The 15,763-nt window shown below is 38.6% G+C and carries 17 protein-coding genes; 8 read left to right on the top strand and 9 right to left on the bottom strand.

Annotation, left to right across the window (positions count from 1 at the left end):
- Nucleotides 1–54 precede the first annotated feature (54 nt).
- The gene (locus BM073_RS03695; RefSeq protein WP_139217435.1) at nt 55–744 is read right to left on the bottom strand and encodes a lycopene cyclase domain-containing protein; all 690 of its coding nucleotides are present in this window, start codon (nt 742–744) and stop codon (nt 55–57) included.
- A gap of 132 nt (nt 745–876) precedes the next feature.
- Between BM073_RS03695 and BM073_RS03690 the strand changes: the two genes are divergently transcribed.
- Both BM073_RS03690 and BM073_RS03685 read left to right on the top strand, forming a co-directional pair.
- Nucleotides 877–2,232, top strand: a complete 1,356-nt coding sequence (locus tag BM073_RS03690; RefSeq protein WP_091650535.1) for a UDP-N-acetylmuramate--L-alanine ligase — start codon at nt 877–879, stop codon at nt 2,230–2,232.
- A 1-nt stretch (nt 2,233) separates the two neighbouring features.
- Nucleotides 2,234–3,040 carry a 3'-5' exonuclease gene (locus BM073_RS03685; protein ID WP_091650943.1) on the top strand — a complete coding sequence of 269 codons (807 nt, stop codon included), beginning with the start codon at nt 2,234–2,236 and terminating at the stop codon, nt 3,038–3,040.
- Nucleotides 3,041–3,092: 52 nt separating this feature from the next.
- On the opposite strand, the gene BM073_RS03680 is transcribed toward BM073_RS03685, so the two are convergent.
- Nucleotides 3,093–3,881 (bottom strand): M48 family metallopeptidase, encoded by a 789-nt coding sequence (locus tag BM073_RS03680; RefSeq protein WP_091650533.1) that lies wholly within the window; start codon nt 3,879–3,881, stop codon nt 3,093–3,095.
- A gap of 78 nt (nt 3,882–3,959) precedes the next feature.
- Here BM073_RS03680 and BM073_RS03675 point away from each other — a divergent pair, with 78 nt between their 5' ends.
- Nucleotides 3,960–4,481, top strand: coding sequence for a DUF4442 domain-containing protein (locus BM073_RS03675; protein WP_407639967.1), 522 nt, complete (start codon nt 3,960–3,962; stop codon nt 4,479–4,481).
- Here BM073_RS03675 and BM073_RS03670 read toward each other — a convergent pair.
- Nucleotides 4,478–5,209 (bottom strand): hypothetical protein, encoded by a 732-nt coding sequence (locus BM073_RS03670; RefSeq protein ID WP_091650528.1) that lies wholly within the window; start codon nt 5,207–5,209, stop codon nt 4,478–4,480. The genes BM073_RS03675 and BM073_RS03670 overlap by 4 nt on opposite strands.
- 61 nt (nt 5,210–5,270) lie before the next feature.
- Nucleotides 5,271–5,930: a DUF6503 family protein gene (locus BM073_RS03665; protein WP_139217434.1), complete on the bottom strand. Its 660-nt coding sequence runs from the start codon at nt 5,928–5,930 to the stop codon at nt 5,271–5,273.
- 35 nt (nt 5,931–5,965) lie between these two features.
- On the opposite strand from BM073_RS03665, the gene BM073_RS03660 reads away from it, so the two are divergent.
- Nucleotides 5,966–6,835, top strand: a complete 870-nt coding sequence (locus BM073_RS03660) for a glutamate--tRNA ligase family protein (protein ID WP_091650523.1) — start codon at nt 5,966–5,968, stop codon at nt 6,833–6,835.
- A gap of 178 nt (nt 6,836–7,013) precedes the next feature.
- Here BM073_RS03660 and BM073_RS03655 read toward each other — a convergent pair whose 3' ends face one another.
- From BM073_RS03655 to BM073_RS03640, 4 genes are all read right to left on the bottom strand, one after another.
- The gene (locus BM073_RS03655; protein ID WP_091650520.1) at nt 7,014–8,495 is read right to left on the bottom strand and encodes a S10 family peptidase; all 1,482 of its coding nucleotides are present in this window, start codon (nt 8,493–8,495) and stop codon (nt 7,014–7,016) included.
- Nucleotides 8,496–8,565: 70 nt separating this feature from the next.
- The gene (locus tag BM073_RS03650; RefSeq protein WP_091650518.1) at nt 8,566–9,279 is read right to left on the bottom strand and encodes a potassium channel family protein; all 714 of its coding nucleotides are present in this window, start codon (nt 9,277–9,279) and stop codon (nt 8,566–8,568) included.
- Nucleotides 9,279–10,073, bottom strand: a complete 795-nt coding sequence (locus BM073_RS03645) for a PhzF family protein (RefSeq protein ID WP_091650516.1) — start codon at nt 10,071–10,073, stop codon at nt 9,279–9,281. Before BM073_RS03645 ends, BM073_RS03650 begins: the two co-directional genes overlap by 1 nt.
- On the bottom strand, nt 10,073–10,588 hold the full coding sequence (locus tag BM073_RS03640; RefSeq protein WP_091650513.1) for a DinB family protein: 516 nt from the start codon (nt 10,586–10,588) through the stop codon (nt 10,073–10,075). The genes BM073_RS03645 and BM073_RS03640 overlap by 1 nt, the downstream gene beginning before the upstream one ends.
- Before the next feature lie 67 nt (nt 10,589–10,655).
- Here BM073_RS03640 and BM073_RS03635 point away from each other — a divergent pair, with 67 nt between their 5' ends.
- The 4 genes from BM073_RS03635 (at nt 10,656) to BM073_RS03620 (ending at nt 15,067) form a co-directional block, all read left to right on the top strand.
- Complete coding sequence (locus tag BM073_RS03635; protein ID WP_091650511.1) at nt 10,656–12,002, top strand: M28 family metallopeptidase; 1,347 nt, start codon at nt 10,656–10,658, stop codon at nt 12,000–12,002.
- Between the two features lie 121 nt (nt 12,003–12,123).
- The gene (locus BM073_RS03630; RefSeq protein ID WP_091650506.1) at nt 12,124–12,666 is read left to right on the top strand and encodes a ferritin; all 543 of its coding nucleotides are present in this window, start codon (nt 12,124–12,126) and stop codon (nt 12,664–12,666) included.
- 159 nt (nt 12,667–12,825) lie between these two features.
- Nucleotides 12,826–13,920: a formylglycine-generating enzyme family protein gene (locus tag BM073_RS03625; protein WP_091650503.1), complete on the top strand. Its 1,095-nt coding sequence runs from the start codon at nt 12,826–12,828 to the stop codon at nt 13,918–13,920.
- A 55-nt stretch (nt 13,921–13,975) separates the two neighbouring features.
- Complete coding sequence (locus BM073_RS03620) at nt 13,976–15,067, top strand: lipase family protein (RefSeq protein WP_091650500.1); 1,092 nt, start codon at nt 13,976–13,978, stop codon at nt 15,065–15,067.
- On the opposite strand, the gene BM073_RS03615 is transcribed toward BM073_RS03620, so the two are convergent.
- On the bottom strand, nt 15,064–15,660 hold the full coding sequence (locus BM073_RS03615; protein ID WP_091650497.1) for a riboflavin synthase: 597 nt from the start codon (nt 15,658–15,660) through the stop codon (nt 15,064–15,066). The genes BM073_RS03620 and BM073_RS03615 overlap by 4 nt on opposite strands.
- Nucleotides 15,661–15,763 lie beyond the last annotated feature (103 nt).

Raw genomic sequence — 15,763 nt, 5'->3', positions numbered from 1 at the left:
GAGTTTTGAACAAGTTTTCCAATACTTATCAACAAAAATCAATCCGATTGAATATCAGCGCTCTTTAAAATGAACACCATTTCTATATCCCCGGAACATACTGCAGAGCAAGGCCCAGGAAAAATGCCAAAGCATTTCGGAAAGTGGAATATTAAAGATTCGGAAACCTAAAATAGGTTCATTCAGCATCCCATAAGTATCCCAGAAATGAGGAAATAATAATTTGAAATTGATCAAATAAATTAAAAATGAAATACCCAAAGTGGCAAAAGCTGAAATGATGGATATTCTAATCAAATCTGGTCTTTGAGTCCAAATATAGACAGACAGACAAAAGAAGGTCAAGAAGGTCACATAGCCTGAATGAATTCCAAGTCCAATGCTGAAAAAGGTTAAACTGGAGCAACCGAGAATAAAAAGGATAAACAAGTCCCTGTTTTTAGGTGGGCTAAATTTTTCCGTATCTACTTCTCTCTTGGTAAAGGCTGAATGTATATAACCTCCAACTCCAAATAGGGCAAAGCCAATGATGAAGTCTTCTATGCTCGCTATCCCTTCACCCATGAGTGTTGGAGGTCTCCAATAATCCCTGAAATACCAAACTTCAGCGATCACACCCATGATTCCGCCGATAAATCCAACTTGAATCATCCCTCTTTTCCAGGGACTTTTCCAATAAACGAAAGCCCATGCAAGCATATACAGCAATGACATTGACAAATAGGCAAATCGGTCCTCGAGCATTTTCACAATCTTATTGAGGCGCGAAATTAACCAAAAACTTAATAGCTCAAAAAAATCAAGGATGCATTAACTTTATAAAGCTTTTCCTTTCAAAATCCTTTAAGTTTGAATTTTTAACACTAAACCAACAGCATGAAGAACTATCATTTTATAGCCATTGGAGGAGCTGTAATGCACAACTTGGCTTTAGCTCTAGTAAAGAAGGGATACCAAGTAACGGGTTCAGATGATGAAATTTATGAGCCTTCCAAAAGCAGATTAGCAAAGGCCGGGATTTTACCCCAAGAATATGGTTGGTTCCCTGAAAAAATTCATTCTGGCCTAGATGGAATCATTCTTGGAATGCATGCCAGAATAGATAACCCTGAATTGGTTAAGGCGAAAGAATTGGGCATTCCAGTTTTTTCTTTCCCTGAGTTTATATACAATCAAAGCAAAGATAAAAAACGGGTAGTGATTGCAGGGTCTCACGGCAAAACCTCTATCACCTCCATCATCTTGCATGTACTCAAAGATCAGCGAGTAGAATTTGATTATTTGGTCGGTGCACAAATTGAGGGTTTCGACCTAATGGTTCAACTCTCTGATGCTCCAATCATCATCATTGAAGGCGATGAATATCTTACCTCACCATTGGATAGAAGACCAAAGTTTTTCCATTACAAGCATGATATAGCCTTGCTTTCTGGTATTGCTTGGGATCATTTCAATGTCTTCCCCGATTTTGAAGAATATAAAGACCAGTTTAAACAGCTCATTAATCTCACTCCGGCAGATGGTGAATTGATCTATTGTATTGCTGATCCATTGGTCAATGAAGCAGTAGAAAGCAGTTCAATTATGGGAAAGAAAACCACATACGCTGCGCATCCAGCTAAAATTGAGCTGGGAAAAACCTATTTAGAGACCCTGGGAGGACCTGTTCCTGTTCAGATTTTCGGTGAGCACAATCTTCAAAATCTCCATGGTGCAAAAAAGGTATGCGAGTCATTAGGAATCAGTGAGCTGCAGTTTTATCAATCCATTCCTCTCTTCAAAGGAGCAGCCAAAAGAATGGAATTGGTCAAAGAGAAAGAAGACAGAGCCATGTACAGAGATTTTGCTCATGCTCCATCTAAATTAAAAGCAACTGCCAGCGCAGTAAAGAATCAATTTCCTGATAGAAGATTAGTTGCAGTTCAGGAATTACACACCTATTCTTCTTTAAATCAGGACTTTTTACCGAATTATGCTCATACAATGGATACAGCTGATGAGGCAATTATCTATTTAAATCCACATGCGGTAACCCTCAAAAAGCTCAAGTTGATGGATGAGGAAACCCTAAGAAATGGATTTAAAAGGCAGGATTTACGATTATTTACCGATAGTCAGGAGTTAAAATCGTACCTTTTGGGTCTTGATTATAAGAATACCAACCTGCTTTTGATGAGTTCGGGAAATTATGACAACATGGACTTGGAAGGAATCAAGGCAAAATTTGATTAAAATGAATTTAAACTTAAAAAACTCAATTGCTTTTTTTGATCTGGAAGCTACGGGAACCAATGTAGGAACCGATCGTATCGTTGAAATCTCAATTGTTAAAGTACACCCCAACGGTGGTCAGGATATATACACTAAAATCGTTAATCCAGGAATTCCAATTCCTTTGGAATCTTCTCTCATTCATGGGATTTATGACAAAGATGTCAAAGGGGAACCTTCTTTTAAGGAATTAGCCAAAGACATACATCAGTTTATAGGGCATTCAGACTTAGCTGGCTTCAATGTTCTGAAGTATGACATTCCTTTGTTAGTTGAAGAGTTTCTGAGAGCAGGTATAGATTTCGATTTGGATAAAAGGAATCTTTTGGATGCGCAGAAGATTTTTCACCTGATGGAAAAGCGTAACCTGACTGCTGCTTATAAATTCTATTGTGGAAGAAAGCTGGAAAATGCGCATAGTGCGGAGGCAGATACACTTGCTACTCTGGACGTATTCCGAGCTCAAGTAGAAAGATATGCTGGTGAAGAAGTAGAAGACTTACAAGGAAATAAGTTGGGAGTCTTTGAAAATGATATGAAAAAAATTCACGACTTAGTGAATGAAAAAATGGTAGATCTTGCCGGAAGGTTTATTTTTAATTCCGAAGGAGTTGAAATATTCAATTTCGGAAAGCACAAAGGCAAAACAATTGAGCAAGTGCTGAAAGAAGAGCCTGGCTATTATGATTGGATGATGCGAGGAGATTTTCCATTAGACACCAAACGAAAACTTACTCAGGTGAAATTGAGGGGTTTTGGTGCAAAATAAGTATCAAAAAAGGTAGTGAGTTTCCTTAGGGAAGGCTCACTACCAGATTAATCTATTTTTTGTAGTACTCCAATGCCTTGGGCATATTAGCGTTTAATCGCTCTATTCTTCTATCTGGTCCAGGGTGAGTTGATAGAAATTCTGGTGGAGCTTCTCCTCCGGCAGCTGCCATTCTTTCCCAGAATACCGGCGCTTCTCGAGGATCATATCCCGCCATTGCCATGAATATCAAGCCCAATTCATCTGCTTCCAATTCATGTTTTCTGGAGAATTTCAACATTCCCAATTGACTTCCAATACCTACAGACTGTAAAAAGATCTGTTGCATCAAAGTAGGATTCTGTCCCATAGCTGCTGAAAAGACACTCAAACCCAAATTGGCAACCATTGCATTGGACATACGCTCTCGCGCATGAGAAGCAACAGCATGTGCCACTTCATGTCCCATAACTACGGCAATTCCTAATTCGTCTTGAGTGATAGGTAAAATCCCTGTGTAGTAAGCTACTTTTCCTCCAGGCATACACCAAGCATTTACTTGATCAGATTCGATCAGATTGAATTCCCATTCAAAATCATCAACCAAATCTTGATACCCCTCCTGAATTAAAAAGGTTTCTACCGCGTTAGCGACTCTATTTCCAACCTTCACTATCAACTGACCATCCTTGGTATTTGTAAGGAGCTTACTCTCTTTTTTAACTTGATCGTATTGTTCATTGACCAAAGGCATAATTTCCTCATGAGAAACCGCAGCCAATTGCCTTCTGCCTGTAATTGGAACTTTGGCACAGGAGTACACTAATAACCCTGCAAGAAAAATGACTAGTAGTTTTTTCATAAGTTTTTGTTTAAGCTATAGATTAAAATTCAAAAAGGATACCAAGGTTTAAATCAATGGTAAAAATTAGTACTTTAAGTGAAAATTTACATCATGGGAACTGTGAGTACTACTACTAATCTACGCAAAGAGGCATTGGAATACCAAAGAAAAATGACCAACCCTATCATCTTTTGGTTTGCAATGCTGGTCAAACTGCCTTCAGCCGTTTTTTGGAGATTAAAAATCAAGTCATTGACAATTGAAAAATGTGAAGTTACTATTCCTTTTTTCTGGAGAAGTCAGAATCCTTTTCGATCCATTTATTTTGCAGCCTTGGCTGGAGCAGCTGAACTAAGTACAGGTGCTTTGTGTCAATTAGCCCTTGCAGGGAAAGGTAAATTCAGTATGCTCGTAGTGGATTTTAGAGCTGAATACAGTAAAAAAGCAGATACAAAGATCACTTTTACATGTGATCAAGGATTAGAGTTGTTTGATTTGATAGAAAAAATGGGCGTAGGTGAAACCGATCAATTGACCATGATCTCCAAAGGTAAAAACCAAAATGGGGATGAGGTTGCCAGGTTTTATGTCACTTGGTCTTTCAAGCGAAAAGCTTAATAAGAAAGCATAGACTCCACCTCAAAAAATTCAAAAAGGCTTCTTTGCACCCGATCTTTGGACCAGTCTAAAAATTCATGGGCTTGATGAAACTGGTTGAATTTGATAATCATTTGATCCCATGAAGCCGAATCCAAATTATATTTGATTTTCAATTCCTGCTTAATTGAATCAGATTCAATAATTTCATAATACCCTGCCCTTCTGGCATGCCATATTTTTTTTTGCTCATATTCCCTTGCCAACCGCGCCTTTTTGGTAAAATATGAAATTGGTCCACTGATGGTAATTCCACCATTTGGATCATCGCTTTTTGTTCCCACGAGAACCTCTCCTTTTCTAGAAGGCAATTCCTCTTCATTTTCATCTCTTAATACCAACCTTCCATCTTTGAAGCGATAAGAATAAGGCTTCTCCTTTACTTCAAAAGTCGGCAGAAAACGGGCTTTATCCTGTAACTCAATCAAAAAATAGCGCTCAGCCGAAAGCACCTTTTTTTGACTGATAAATCCGGGAAAACTTATCAATATGGAATCACCCGGAAATGCCTTCACTGAAAAGTAACCTCTTGAATTTGAAAGTGAGTTATGATCTTTACCAATGACCTCTACTTTCACGCCCTCTAAATAAGCCTTATCATTGCTGTCCAGGATATTACCTGAATAGGTGATTTGAGCGCTTACCGAAAAGCTTAGAAACAGAAAGAAAAGAAGGAATAAAATTCTCACCTCGAAAAGTAAATAGGTGCTCTCGATTTCTGAAAAATTGAGGGTTAAAAGACCTTAATCTCTATTTAATTTCCAATAGCATGTCTGTTCCCAAAAATTCCGGGGTTTCCGTTCTGTACCAGGATCTGTTGGTTGGGATTTTCAAGCCATTGTGTTCAGTAAGTCCATCTAAATAAATGATTTCCCCTTTTTTTGTTTCCTCATCCTGATAAAACTTATACGCTTCCATGGCATAAGTTTGAGGGTCTAGGTAGAAATACCAAACGTCCTTTTCATAAGGAACCCTCACGACCAGATAAGATTTACCATTCAATTCTTCTTGCGTAACCTTATCATCGATTTGCGTTCCAGGATCTTGCAATTTCATAGGTAATCCCCACAAATAGGTATAATAATTTCTCATACGGAAAGCTCTTTCAGCTTCAATCTCTCCTTCAAATACCTGAATTGAATCATTCCAAACCAAATAATGAAGCCCTTCTATTCGGTATACCATTTTGGATAAGTTATTCTCGAAGGATACTTCATAAAACCTGGAGTCTCTTCCTGCAGGAAGGCTATCCTGAATCACTAAAGTGCCCTTAAAATTTTTCCATTGATCCTTAGGATCATGAAACTCAATACTTTTCTTAATCAATTCATTTCCAGTTAATTCCAAATCACTCTTTGTATTACAAGAAAAAATAGAAATGATAAATATGAAGGAGAATAAAAACCGCATGACCTTTTTTTTACTAATCTACTTATTTTGGTGAGATGAATCAGCTTTTGACCAGAATAGCACCAACTCCAAGTGGGTATTTGCATTTAGGAAATGCCTATTCTTTTTTAGTCACGAAGGCAATTGCTGAGAAATTTGGAGCAAAAATCCTCTTGAGAATTGATGACTTGGATAGAGATCGATTCAGAGAAGAATACGTTCAGGATATTTTTGATTGCTTGGACTTTCTGGAAATCAATATTGATCAAGGGCCTCGGAACTTGCAAGATTTTCATCAAGAATGGTCACAAATTCACCGATTTGGGCTTTATGAGCAAGCATTGGATAAATTGAGGGTGGACAAAAAGGTCTTTGCCTGCACTTGTTCCAGAAAGAAAATCAGCCAATTAGATTCCTCCGGTTATTATTTGGGACATTGCCTGGATCGAAAGATACCTTTACAAAGACCTGAAGTAGCCTGGCGACTGGATACCTTAGACGCTGATCTGATCAAATTAAAAGACATTCAAGACCGCATTCATTACGAGGTAATTCCCGAAGACGTAGCCTTCTTTGTTGTTAGAAAAAAAGACCGACTTCCCTCCTACCAATTAACTTCTTTAATTGATGACATCCATTTTGGAGTTAATCTGATTGTTAGGGGAAAAGACTTGTATTCGTCCAGTATCGCTCAAACCTATTTAGCAGAGCAATTGAATCTATCCGCTTTTCAAGAGAGTCGATTTTTTCATCATGATTTAATGAAAGGACCCAAAAAGAAAAAGCTTTCTAAAACCGATGGAGCTACATCTATTAAACAGCTTAGAGAGGATGGAAAGGCACTCAATCAGGTAATTGAATTAATTGGGGACTATCTGGGCAAACCTTTTCAAAATTACGATGACATCAAAAAAACAATCTCCTGAACGTCATCAACATCCAGGAGATTGAATTCTTAGAAGCCAAAATAAAGACTTTAGGATATTCCGATTAGATCAATTTTGTAAGTAATATTCATTTGATTAAGTAATGAATATGCAATTGCAACTATGCAAGGAAACTTACATTTTCTCGATTTTCACTTATCCTTCAGCCTCTTTTCAATTATTTATATTTAGCAGGCATATTCGGTGCTACCATAGATTTTTGAATGAATTGGCGAATATCTTCATTGGAAGTAGCCAAATCCTCAGCTCTCAAGTACATCATATGTCCAGATCTATAGCCTTTAAAGGAGAGTCTATCTGACATCTTGCCATTAGGGTCTATATGCCAAAGGCTATATTTTGCATTAAAGAAATCGGTTCCCCCATCAAAATATCCGGATTGAACCATCACGTGCAAATAAGGATTTTGACGCATTGCCTGGCCTAGATCATAGCCTGTATTTTCATTAGATCTGTCCCAAGGATGAACAGGCCCGAAAAGATTATAAGTAAGGTCTGACTTGAAACCCAATACGTTTCTTGCATAAATATTAAATGCAGGTGCAAAAGCATGATTCCAGCTAGTCAAGGCTGGATCAAAATCGTAGCGATCACCCGCTTCCATTCTGTCAAAACCTTTATATCTACTATCTAATCTACCGACAGTCATTCCTTCATCTCTCAATAGTTCTTTCCAGAAGAAGCTGGTTGGAACCATCAGATTATGGTCAAGAATTACTTCTTTGCTCAAACCTGAATAACGAGACATTTGTGTGGCGATTGCATCCCTTTCTTGTGCAGAAAGACTTCCTCCTTTCACCATAGCTGGAAGTACTTTTTCGATGGTATACTTTTCTACTTCCGGTAAAATCTCATCTAAATCCTTGCTCTGAAGATCAGCAGGAAGCTGACCATGATACCAAGCGGTTGCTGCATAATAAGGAAGATAGTTAGCCATTTTCACCGGCCCTCCTCTGTCAATCCCCATATCTGTAGGTGAAACCAGGATCACCCCATTAAAATACATCCAATGAGCATTTTGTAATTGAGAAACCAATCCTGCCACTCGCGTGGTACCATAGCTCTCTCCTATCAAATACTTGGGAGAAGCCCATCTGTTTTGTCTAGTCACAAACGTATTTACCCAATCAGCTAAATACTTGATGTCAGAGTTGATTCCAAAAAAGGTAGATCTTGGAGTCTCAGAGTTCAAAATTCTGGAATATCCTGTATTAACCGGGTCTACATAGACGATGTCGGCTACATCCAAGATCGAATGAGGATTGGATCTTGTACCATAAGGTTGCACTGGATAACCCTCATCATCAATATTCAATAATACCGGCCCTGTATAAGCCAAATGCATCCAGATAGAAGCTGAACCAGGACCACCATTAAACGAGATCACCAAAGGGCGGCTCGCTTTGTTGGTGATATCAGTTCGCTCGTAATAGGTGTAAAATAAGGAAGCTATAGGCTCTCCATTATCGTCCCAAACAGGTTGAGTACCCGCAGTGGATTTATATGGCACCCTTTTTCCTTTGATGGTGACTTCATGTGTTTTTTCTACAGAGGTTTCAACAGGCAGTTTGCGTGTCTCCTGAGCCATCGTCAGGGAATAGCAAAGCATCAATGCCAATGAAAGGTATATTTTTCTCATGAGTTTAGTGATTTAGAAAGAAAGCTAAGGGGAATGATAAAATAAAGCAGGGCCTTTTACACCAGTGGACTCATCTTTTACTTTCACTAACCAATTTTGCGATGACCACTGCGGGATATAAAATCCCTACTGTGCTCAAGAACACTGAAAGCATTTTAGACATGATGTTTACTGGGTAAAGGTCTCCGAAGCCGACAGTAGTGAGAGATACTAAACTAAAATAAATGTACTGGGCATAATCATCATCTAATCCTTTCAAGTCTAGCTCTCCCGAAATACTGTTTCCTAAAGTCAAATGGATAATTTCAAAAACAAAGGCCCCTAATAAGGCTACACATAAATACACATTAATTGCACCAATGACTCTATAAACATTAAACTCCCTGTCTCTAAATAAGAGTCTGAGATTCAAAAATATAAATATGGACATATTCAGTATACCTACAATTCTTTCTGTCAGGTAAAACTGAACCGGAAGGTCCGAAAATCTGAGAATCCTGAGCGTTAATTGAGCAAAGAATAATAAAGCCGTAAAAATTATTAAGAATCGCTGCGTTGAAGACCAAATTCCCGTAAAAAACAAGAAAAGAAAAACCAAGTTCACAAAGATCATCTCCACATGACCATATTCTATTAATATGGGGAGAATGAAAATGGTAAACAGTAGAATCAGCAAAAGCAGGCCAAAACTACCGTCAGTCAACCAATATTCGGTAAAATTGGTAAATACTCTCTTTAGAGTTCTTTTTTTGAAATCTTTGACTTCCTGAAAACTTTCCTCCATTACACTTCAATAAATCCCTGAAGAACAGCAACTGCTTTTCCCCGTAATATCACTCGATCATCGTGTTTTTCCAAAAATAATTTCCCGCCTCTTTTACTAGCCTGATTTGCTTTCAACTGCATCTTACCAGTTTTTTGATACCAAAAATCCATCAATGCGCAGTGTGCAAAGCCAGTTACAGGATCCTCAGGTACTCCCACGTTGGGTCCAAAAAACCTAGATACAATGTCAAAATCGCCATTCCCTGCGGCGGTAATGATAAAGCCTTCCTCGCTGTGAGCTGCAATCTCCATAAAATCAGGCTTAAGTCTTTTTACAGCCTCTGCTGACTCCAGCTCAAAAATCCAGTTCTTTCTCAATTGTGCAGCCGATATGATCTTTTCTCCGAATAGTTCACTTTTAAAATGTGGATGCAGATCTTCAAAAGTGGGGATCAAAGGGAAATTCATTTCCAATCCATCCTCATTTCCTATTACTCTCAATTCACCACTTAAGGTGTGAAAATGAATCGTTTCTCCTGCCTGGGACCAACCTTTTTGAAGCATCCAAAATGAAGATGCCAATGTGGCGTGCCCACAAAGATCAATTTCCAAAGTAGGAGTAAACCAGCGTAGGGAAAAATGATTGGGATTCTCAGTTCTTTGCACGAAGGCAGTTTCACTCAGATTCATCTCCATGGCTATGGATTGCATCAACTCTTTTTCTAAAGGATCATCCAGCAGACAAACGCCCGCTGGATTGCCTGAAAAAGCCTTTTCAGTAAATGCGTCTACAACAGCTATCTCTAATCTCATCAGTATCTTTCTTTTAGAATATTCAAATGGTGAATGAAATGCCCAGGAATAATCCAAAATAAGGCTCTCGGAGTAATGGTGTTTCCATTGGCTTCACCTTTAAAATCCAAAACATCTTCACGAAGTGTTTGGATTAAGGTCATCAAGGCTTTTCTCTGAGCTTCAAAGTCTTTGATTAGTAAGTCAGACTGAACCGAACCAAAGCGGGCATTCAAAACATACGGATCCTGATCAAAGCCAGGTAAAGCAGATTTTTCACCTCTCGCAAAACACAATGCACGGAAAGTCATAATTCTTTCTGTATCTATCACATGACCCAAGACTTCCTTGGGTGACCATTTTCCACTTTGGTAAGGATGGTCAGACCAATTTTCAGGTTTGGATGCAAATAAGCTTTTCAAGTCTTCAATTTGGCTTTCCACCAACTCGCAAAAAGGAGTTTCCGGAACCAAGTCCATATAGGTAGAATAATAAGCAGGGTATTCGCCTTTGTTGGGAAGTAAGAAGGTGTTCATGTAAAATTATGCTGTTATTTTAAAGTCTGAGGGTAAATTTAGGCTTAAGCAATTAATCAACCTTACCATGCGTAAAATTTTATACACCCTACTGTTGGGGATTTTTTCCCAGCAGATCATTGCACAAACATTAATCATCCGAAATCCTGAAATAGACCAAATGGTTCAGGAAATTTCTGCGGATACTTTGGAATCCTATGTGAGAAAACTAGCTTCATTTAACTCTAGACACACTTTAAATACCGATGAAGTAAATGGAATGCCTGCTGCTCAGAACTGGGTACTTTCTAAATTTAATCAATTTGCCAAAAACTCATCCGGTAGAATGAGTGCAGAAATCGAGCGTTTTACCATTCCTGCTGATGGAAGAAGAATAGAAAAAGACTCCCCTGCTGCTAATGTGGTGGCTACAATAAAAGGCACAGATCCAAACGATAGCAGAATATTTATTATCTCCGCCCATATGGATTCACGAAATAAAAATGTGATGGATCCCGACAATCAGGCACCTGGAGCTAATGATGACGGAAGCGGTACAGCGGCTGTGATTGAATTGGCAAGAATCATGGCTTCACATTCTTTTCCTACCACCATCAAATTTGTGGCATTTACAGGGGAAGAGCAAGGTCTTAAGGGCGCAACCTACATGTCGGATAAAGCCAAAGAAGAAGGTTGGAATATCGCTGCAGTACTCAATAATGATATTGTAGGGAATAGTGAATCATCCGGAACCTTGATCAAAGACAATCTCAAAATGAGAGTTTTTTCAGAAACTATTCCAGTGGCTGAAACAGAAAGAGAAGCTTCTATCAGAAGATATACTGGTTCGGATAATGACTCTGACTCCAGACTTCTAGCAAGATATATCAAGGAGCTTGGTGAAAGATATGTGGACCAATTTGAAGTTAAATTGATTTACAGAGCCGATAGATTCTTAAGAGGCGGAGATCAGACAGCTTTTGCCAGAAACGGTTTTACCGCTGTTAGAATGTCGGAAATGAATGAAAATTTCTACTATCAGCATGAAAATGTCCGTGTTGAAGACGGTATACAATATGGTGACTTACCTGAGTTTATGGATTTTGAATATTTAAGAAAGGTTTCAGGAGTTAATTTGGCTTCATTGGCAACCTTGGCGAATTCAGCCGGTAAACCACAAAATGTTAGAATTGATGTGAGAGGATTGAGTAACCATTCCATCTTATTATGGGAAGCTCCGAAAGTTGGAAAAGTTAAGGGTTACTATGTCTTGATGCGTGAAACCTCCTCTCCTGTTTGGGAAAAGAAATTTTTCACCACAGACACCAATTTAACATTGCCCTACTCCAAGGATAATTATTTCTTCGCTGTACAGTCTGTTTCCGAATACGGCGCTGAAGGATTACCTGTATTTCCATCTCCTTTGACCAGATAAAGGGGAAATTGAAATGCGATATAAAACCTATTTAATTAAATCAATTCTAAATTTCTTGTAAAAAAGCAATTTTGGAACCTTGGTTCCTAGAAATGGTTAATTTGGTATAAATAACATCGCTATGAAACAAAAGGAAATAGTCACATTGCAGCGTTCCCTGCTGCACGACACAGAAGCATTACTGAACAAACAGATTGAAATGGAGGGTAAATCCTCTGCCTACTATCTATCAATGGCATCTTGGTGTCATATGATGGGTTACGAGAATGCTGCAAAGTATCTTTATACCCATGCTGATGAAGAAAGATTGCACATGATGAAAATCTTTCAATATGTGAATGAGGCAGGTGGACATGCTATCCAACCTGAGATCACTGGAATCAGAAACCATTTTAATTCCTTGAGAGAAATATTCGAATTGATTTTGGAGCATGAAATCAAAGTGACCAAATCCATCAATTCAATTGTAGATCATGCCTTTTCTGCTAAAGACTTCGCCACTTTCAGCTTTATGCAATGGTATGTAACTGAGCAAAGAGAAGAAGAAACCATGTCCAGAAGAGCATTAGAGCTATTCGATATCATTGGAGAAGAAGGTATTGGTTTGTGGACCATTGATCAAGAACTGGGAAAACTTCATGCAGCAGCGCATGCGGGTGAGTAAGCTCAAATTATTAAAAGACAAAAGCGGCTTAAAAGCCGCTTTTTTTTTGATCTACAGAAAGAAGGATAGAACCATTGCTATCAAAAAAACTAATCTTATCAATGATCAGTCTGACATTGTATAAGAAACTTGTTACTTTTCAATACGAAAACAAGTTATATGAATCTTATTAAATCTAGAAAATATTACCTCAGTCTTTTAATTCTTCTTCCTTTCTTTGCTTGTCAGGAAAAAAAAGAAAATCAATTAGAAGAAGATCTTTTTGAATTATCTGATAGCCCTAAACCCGAAAACACACCTGATGGAATGGTTTGGATTCCAGGCGGAAAATTCACCATGGGCACCAATGATGCAGATGCTTATGAAGCTGAAAAACCTGCAGTTCAAATCGAAGTACAAAGTTTTTGGATGGATGAGCATGAAGTCACTAATCAGGAATTCCAGAAGTTTATAAATGAAACAGGCTACCTAACTGTAGGCGAAAGACCGATTGATTGGGAGGAGCTGAAAAAGCAACTTCCCCCGGGAACTCCAAAACCGGATGACTCTGTCTTAGTGCCCGGTTCAATGGTTTTCACCCCTCCTCCCTTTCCTGTACCGCTTCAAGATATTTCCCTTTGGTGGAGCTGGGTCAATGGAGCCAACTGGCAACATCCGGAAGGTCCAGATAGCAATCTTGAAGGCAGAGAAAATCATCCTGTAGTTCATATCGCATATGAAGATGCGGTAGCTTTTGCTGAATGGGCTGGAAAAAGACTACCTACAGAAGTGGAATGGGAATTTGCGGCTAGAGGAGGAATCAATGGTAAGCGGTTCGCTTGGGGTGATGAATTAATGCCCAATGGGCAATATTTAGCCAATACATTCCAAGGAAGCTTCCCCAATGAAAATTTAGGAAAAGACGGTTTCATTGGCACTTCACCTGTAAAATCCTTTGCTCCAAATGGCTTTGGCCTTTACGATATGATCGGGAATGTGTGGGAACTAACCAGTGACTGGTATGATGCACTCAAGTTTGCCAGAATTGCAGGAAAAGCACCCAAACTAGATGCCGGAATGAACCCGTGTTATAATCCAGACAATCCCTTTGCACAAGAAAGAGTGATCAAAGGGGGCTCTTTTTTATGTGCAGAAAATTATTGTGTCAACTACAGGCCCTCGGCAAGACAAGGTCAGGCTTTTGATTCGGGCACATCCAATGTTGGATTTAGATTGGTCAAAGATGTGGATACTAAAACTCTTAGTATGAATTAAACTTACATTCCAAAAATTAATAAAAGCTCCTTATTTTAGAGGAGCTTTCTTTTTTATGAAAAAACTATCCATAAGCCTAATTTTAACGGTTTTATTCGCATCTCAAGCCTTTGCTCAATTAAAACCTGGTTTTGAAGCTGAAGAATACTTGCAACTTCTGGGTGTTTTTACCCATGGGCTACCAGACAGCACGAAAGTAGGTATACCTTCCCCAAAGGATTTAGAAAAATTATATGATTCACCCGTGGTAGGACTTGAAAATAAATGGAGTCTTTGGGTTCAAGAGTCTGAGAAAATTGCTGTAATAGCTATTAGAGGAACAGTTCAGAGTCCTACGAGTTGGCTGGCAAACTTCTACGCTGCAATGATCCCTGCATCTGGATCCATGAAAATACGAGATGATTACACCTTCAAATATGATTTTGCGAAAAATCCCAAAGCCGCGGTTCATGTGGGTTGGACTTTTGCAACTGCAGCTTTGTCCGAAACAATGACACCAAAAATAGATTCACTGATTGCCAATGGATATCAAGACTTTATAATAGCAGGCCATTCTCAAGGTGGTGCCATAGCAAATTTGGTTAGCGCAATGCTCAATGTTAAAAACCAATCAGGGAGTTGGCCCTCAAAAATTAGAGTTAAAACTTACTGCTCTGCCGCCCCTAAACCGGGTAATTTATACTTCGCCTATGATTATGAGTACATGAATCAAGGCGGTTGGGCCTTTAATGTTGTCAATGCTTCAGACTGGGTGCCTGAAGTTCCTTTTTCAGTCCAGACAGTTGATGATTTCAACAGCACAAATCCCTTCTCCGATGTTTCAGGAATCATCAAGGCACAGAAATTTCCAAGAAACCTAATTTTCAAGAAGGTTTACAAGAAACTGGATAAGCCAACCAAAAAATCCACGAAAAATTTCCAAAAATTTCTTGGGAAGTATGCAGGAAAGCAGGTATTGAAACTATACCCTGATTATGAATCTCCCGCTTTTTTCCCAAGCAATCACTTTGTCCGAGTAGGTAATTTCATTGTGCTTTTACCTGATGAGGAATACCGAAAAATTTATCCTGATGAAGAAGGTAAAATCTTCAAACACCATGTGTTCAATCCTTATTATTTTCTTTTCAAAAAACAGTACTTGGATTAGGGATTAGGATATCCTCTTAAAATTCTTTGAATGTATTTGCCCACGATGTCAAATTCCAAATTGACCAAATCCCCTATTTCTAATTGATGGAAATTGGTGTGCTCGTAGGTATATGGGATAATAGCAACTGAAAATCTACCTGGTCCTGAATTAAAGCATGTCAAACTAGTGCCATTGATAGTGATGGATCCTTTTTCAACAGTCACATTGCCCGTTGCAGGGTCAAATTCCAAATCAAAAATCCAAGAACCATCCTGATCTTTGATATTTTTCACTACTCCGGTCTGATCCACATGACCTTGAACAATATGCCCATCAAACCTTCCATTAGCCGGCATGCATCTTTCCAAATTCACCTTTTTACCCACTTTCCAAGCAGCTAGATTGGTTTTTTGAATAGTTTCATCAATAGCCGTTACTCTGTAAGCTTTAGGGTCTGTTCTTACTACAGTTAAACATACCCCATCATGAGCGACCGATTGATCAATTTTTAATTCCGAACAAATTTCTGACTCCAAGTCAAAATGAACATTTGAACCTTCTTTGGTAATATTTTGAATGACTCCGAATGATTCGATGATTCCTGTAAACATATATTTTCTTTGAACTGGCTTTCAGTGAATAAGCAATTTTTGCCCATTGAGGTTTCAAATTAAGCCAAAATATCCTTTAACTTCGACTGAAACTCCATATTCA

Origin of the sequence: Algoriphagus ornithinivorans (genome assembly GCF_900115305.1) — a bacterium.
Classification (GTDB): domain Bacteria; phylum Bacteroidota; class Bacteroidia; order Cytophagales; family Cyclobacteriaceae; genus Algoriphagus; species Algoriphagus ornithinivorans.
This window is presented reverse-complemented; position numbering and strand designations above follow the sequence as displayed.

Excerpts from the sequence above, each read along its gene's own strand:
- BM073_RS03680 (WP_091650533.1), bottom strand. The coding sequence starts at position 3,881 with ATGAAAAAACTACTAGTCATTTTTCTTGCAGGGTTATTAGTGTACTCC.
- BM073_RS03665 (WP_139217434.1), bottom strand. The coding sequence starts at position 5,930 with ATGCGGTTTTTATTCTCCTTCATATTTATCATTTCTATTTTTTCTTGT.
- BM073_RS03615 (WP_091650497.1), bottom strand. The coding sequence starts at position 15,660 with ATGTTTACAGGAATCATCGAATCATTCGGAGTCATTCAAAATATTACC.
- BM073_RS03690 (WP_091650535.1), top strand. The coding sequence starts at position 877 with ATGAAGAACTATCATTTTATAGCCATTGGAGGAGCTGTAATGCACAAC.
- BM073_RS03640 (WP_091650513.1), bottom strand. The coding sequence starts at position 10,588 with ATGAACACCTTCTTACTTCCCAACAAAGGCGAATACCCTGCTTATTAT.
- BM073_RS03625 (WP_091650503.1), top strand. The coding sequence starts at position 12,826 with ATGAATCTTATTAAATCTAGAAAATATTACCTCAGTCTTTTAATTCTT.
- BM073_RS03620 (WP_091650500.1), top strand. The coding sequence starts at position 13,976 with ATGAAAAAACTATCCATAAGCCTAATTTTAACGGTTTTATTCGCATCT.
- BM073_RS03695 (WP_139217435.1), bottom strand. The coding sequence starts at position 744 with ATGCTCGAGGACCGATTTGCCTATTTGTCAATGTCATTGCTGTATATG.
- BM073_RS03660 (WP_091650523.1), top strand. The coding sequence starts at position 5,966 with ATGAATCAGCTTTTGACCAGAATAGCACCAACTCCAAGTGGGTATTTG.
- BM073_RS03645 (WP_091650516.1), bottom strand. The coding sequence starts at position 10,073 with ATGAGATTAGAGATAGCTGTTGTAGACGCATTTACTGAAAAGGCTTTT.
- BM073_RS03655 (WP_091650520.1), bottom strand. The coding sequence starts at position 8,495 with ATGAGAAAAATATACCTTTCATTGGCATTGATGCTTTGCTATTCCCTG.
- BM073_RS03650 (WP_091650518.1), bottom strand. The coding sequence starts at position 9,279 with ATGGAGGAAAGTTTTCAGGAAGTCAAAGATTTCAAAAAAAGAACTCTA.
- BM073_RS03635 (WP_091650511.1), top strand. The coding sequence starts at position 10,656 with ATGCGTAAAATTTTATACACCCTACTGTTGGGGATTTTTTCCCAGCAG.
- BM073_RS03630 (WP_091650506.1), top strand. The coding sequence starts at position 12,124 with ATGAAACAAAAGGAAATAGTCACATTGCAGCGTTCCCTGCTGCACGAC.
- BM073_RS03685 (WP_091650943.1), top strand. The coding sequence starts at position 2,234 with ATGAATTTAAACTTAAAAAACTCAATTGCTTTTTTTGATCTGGAAGCT.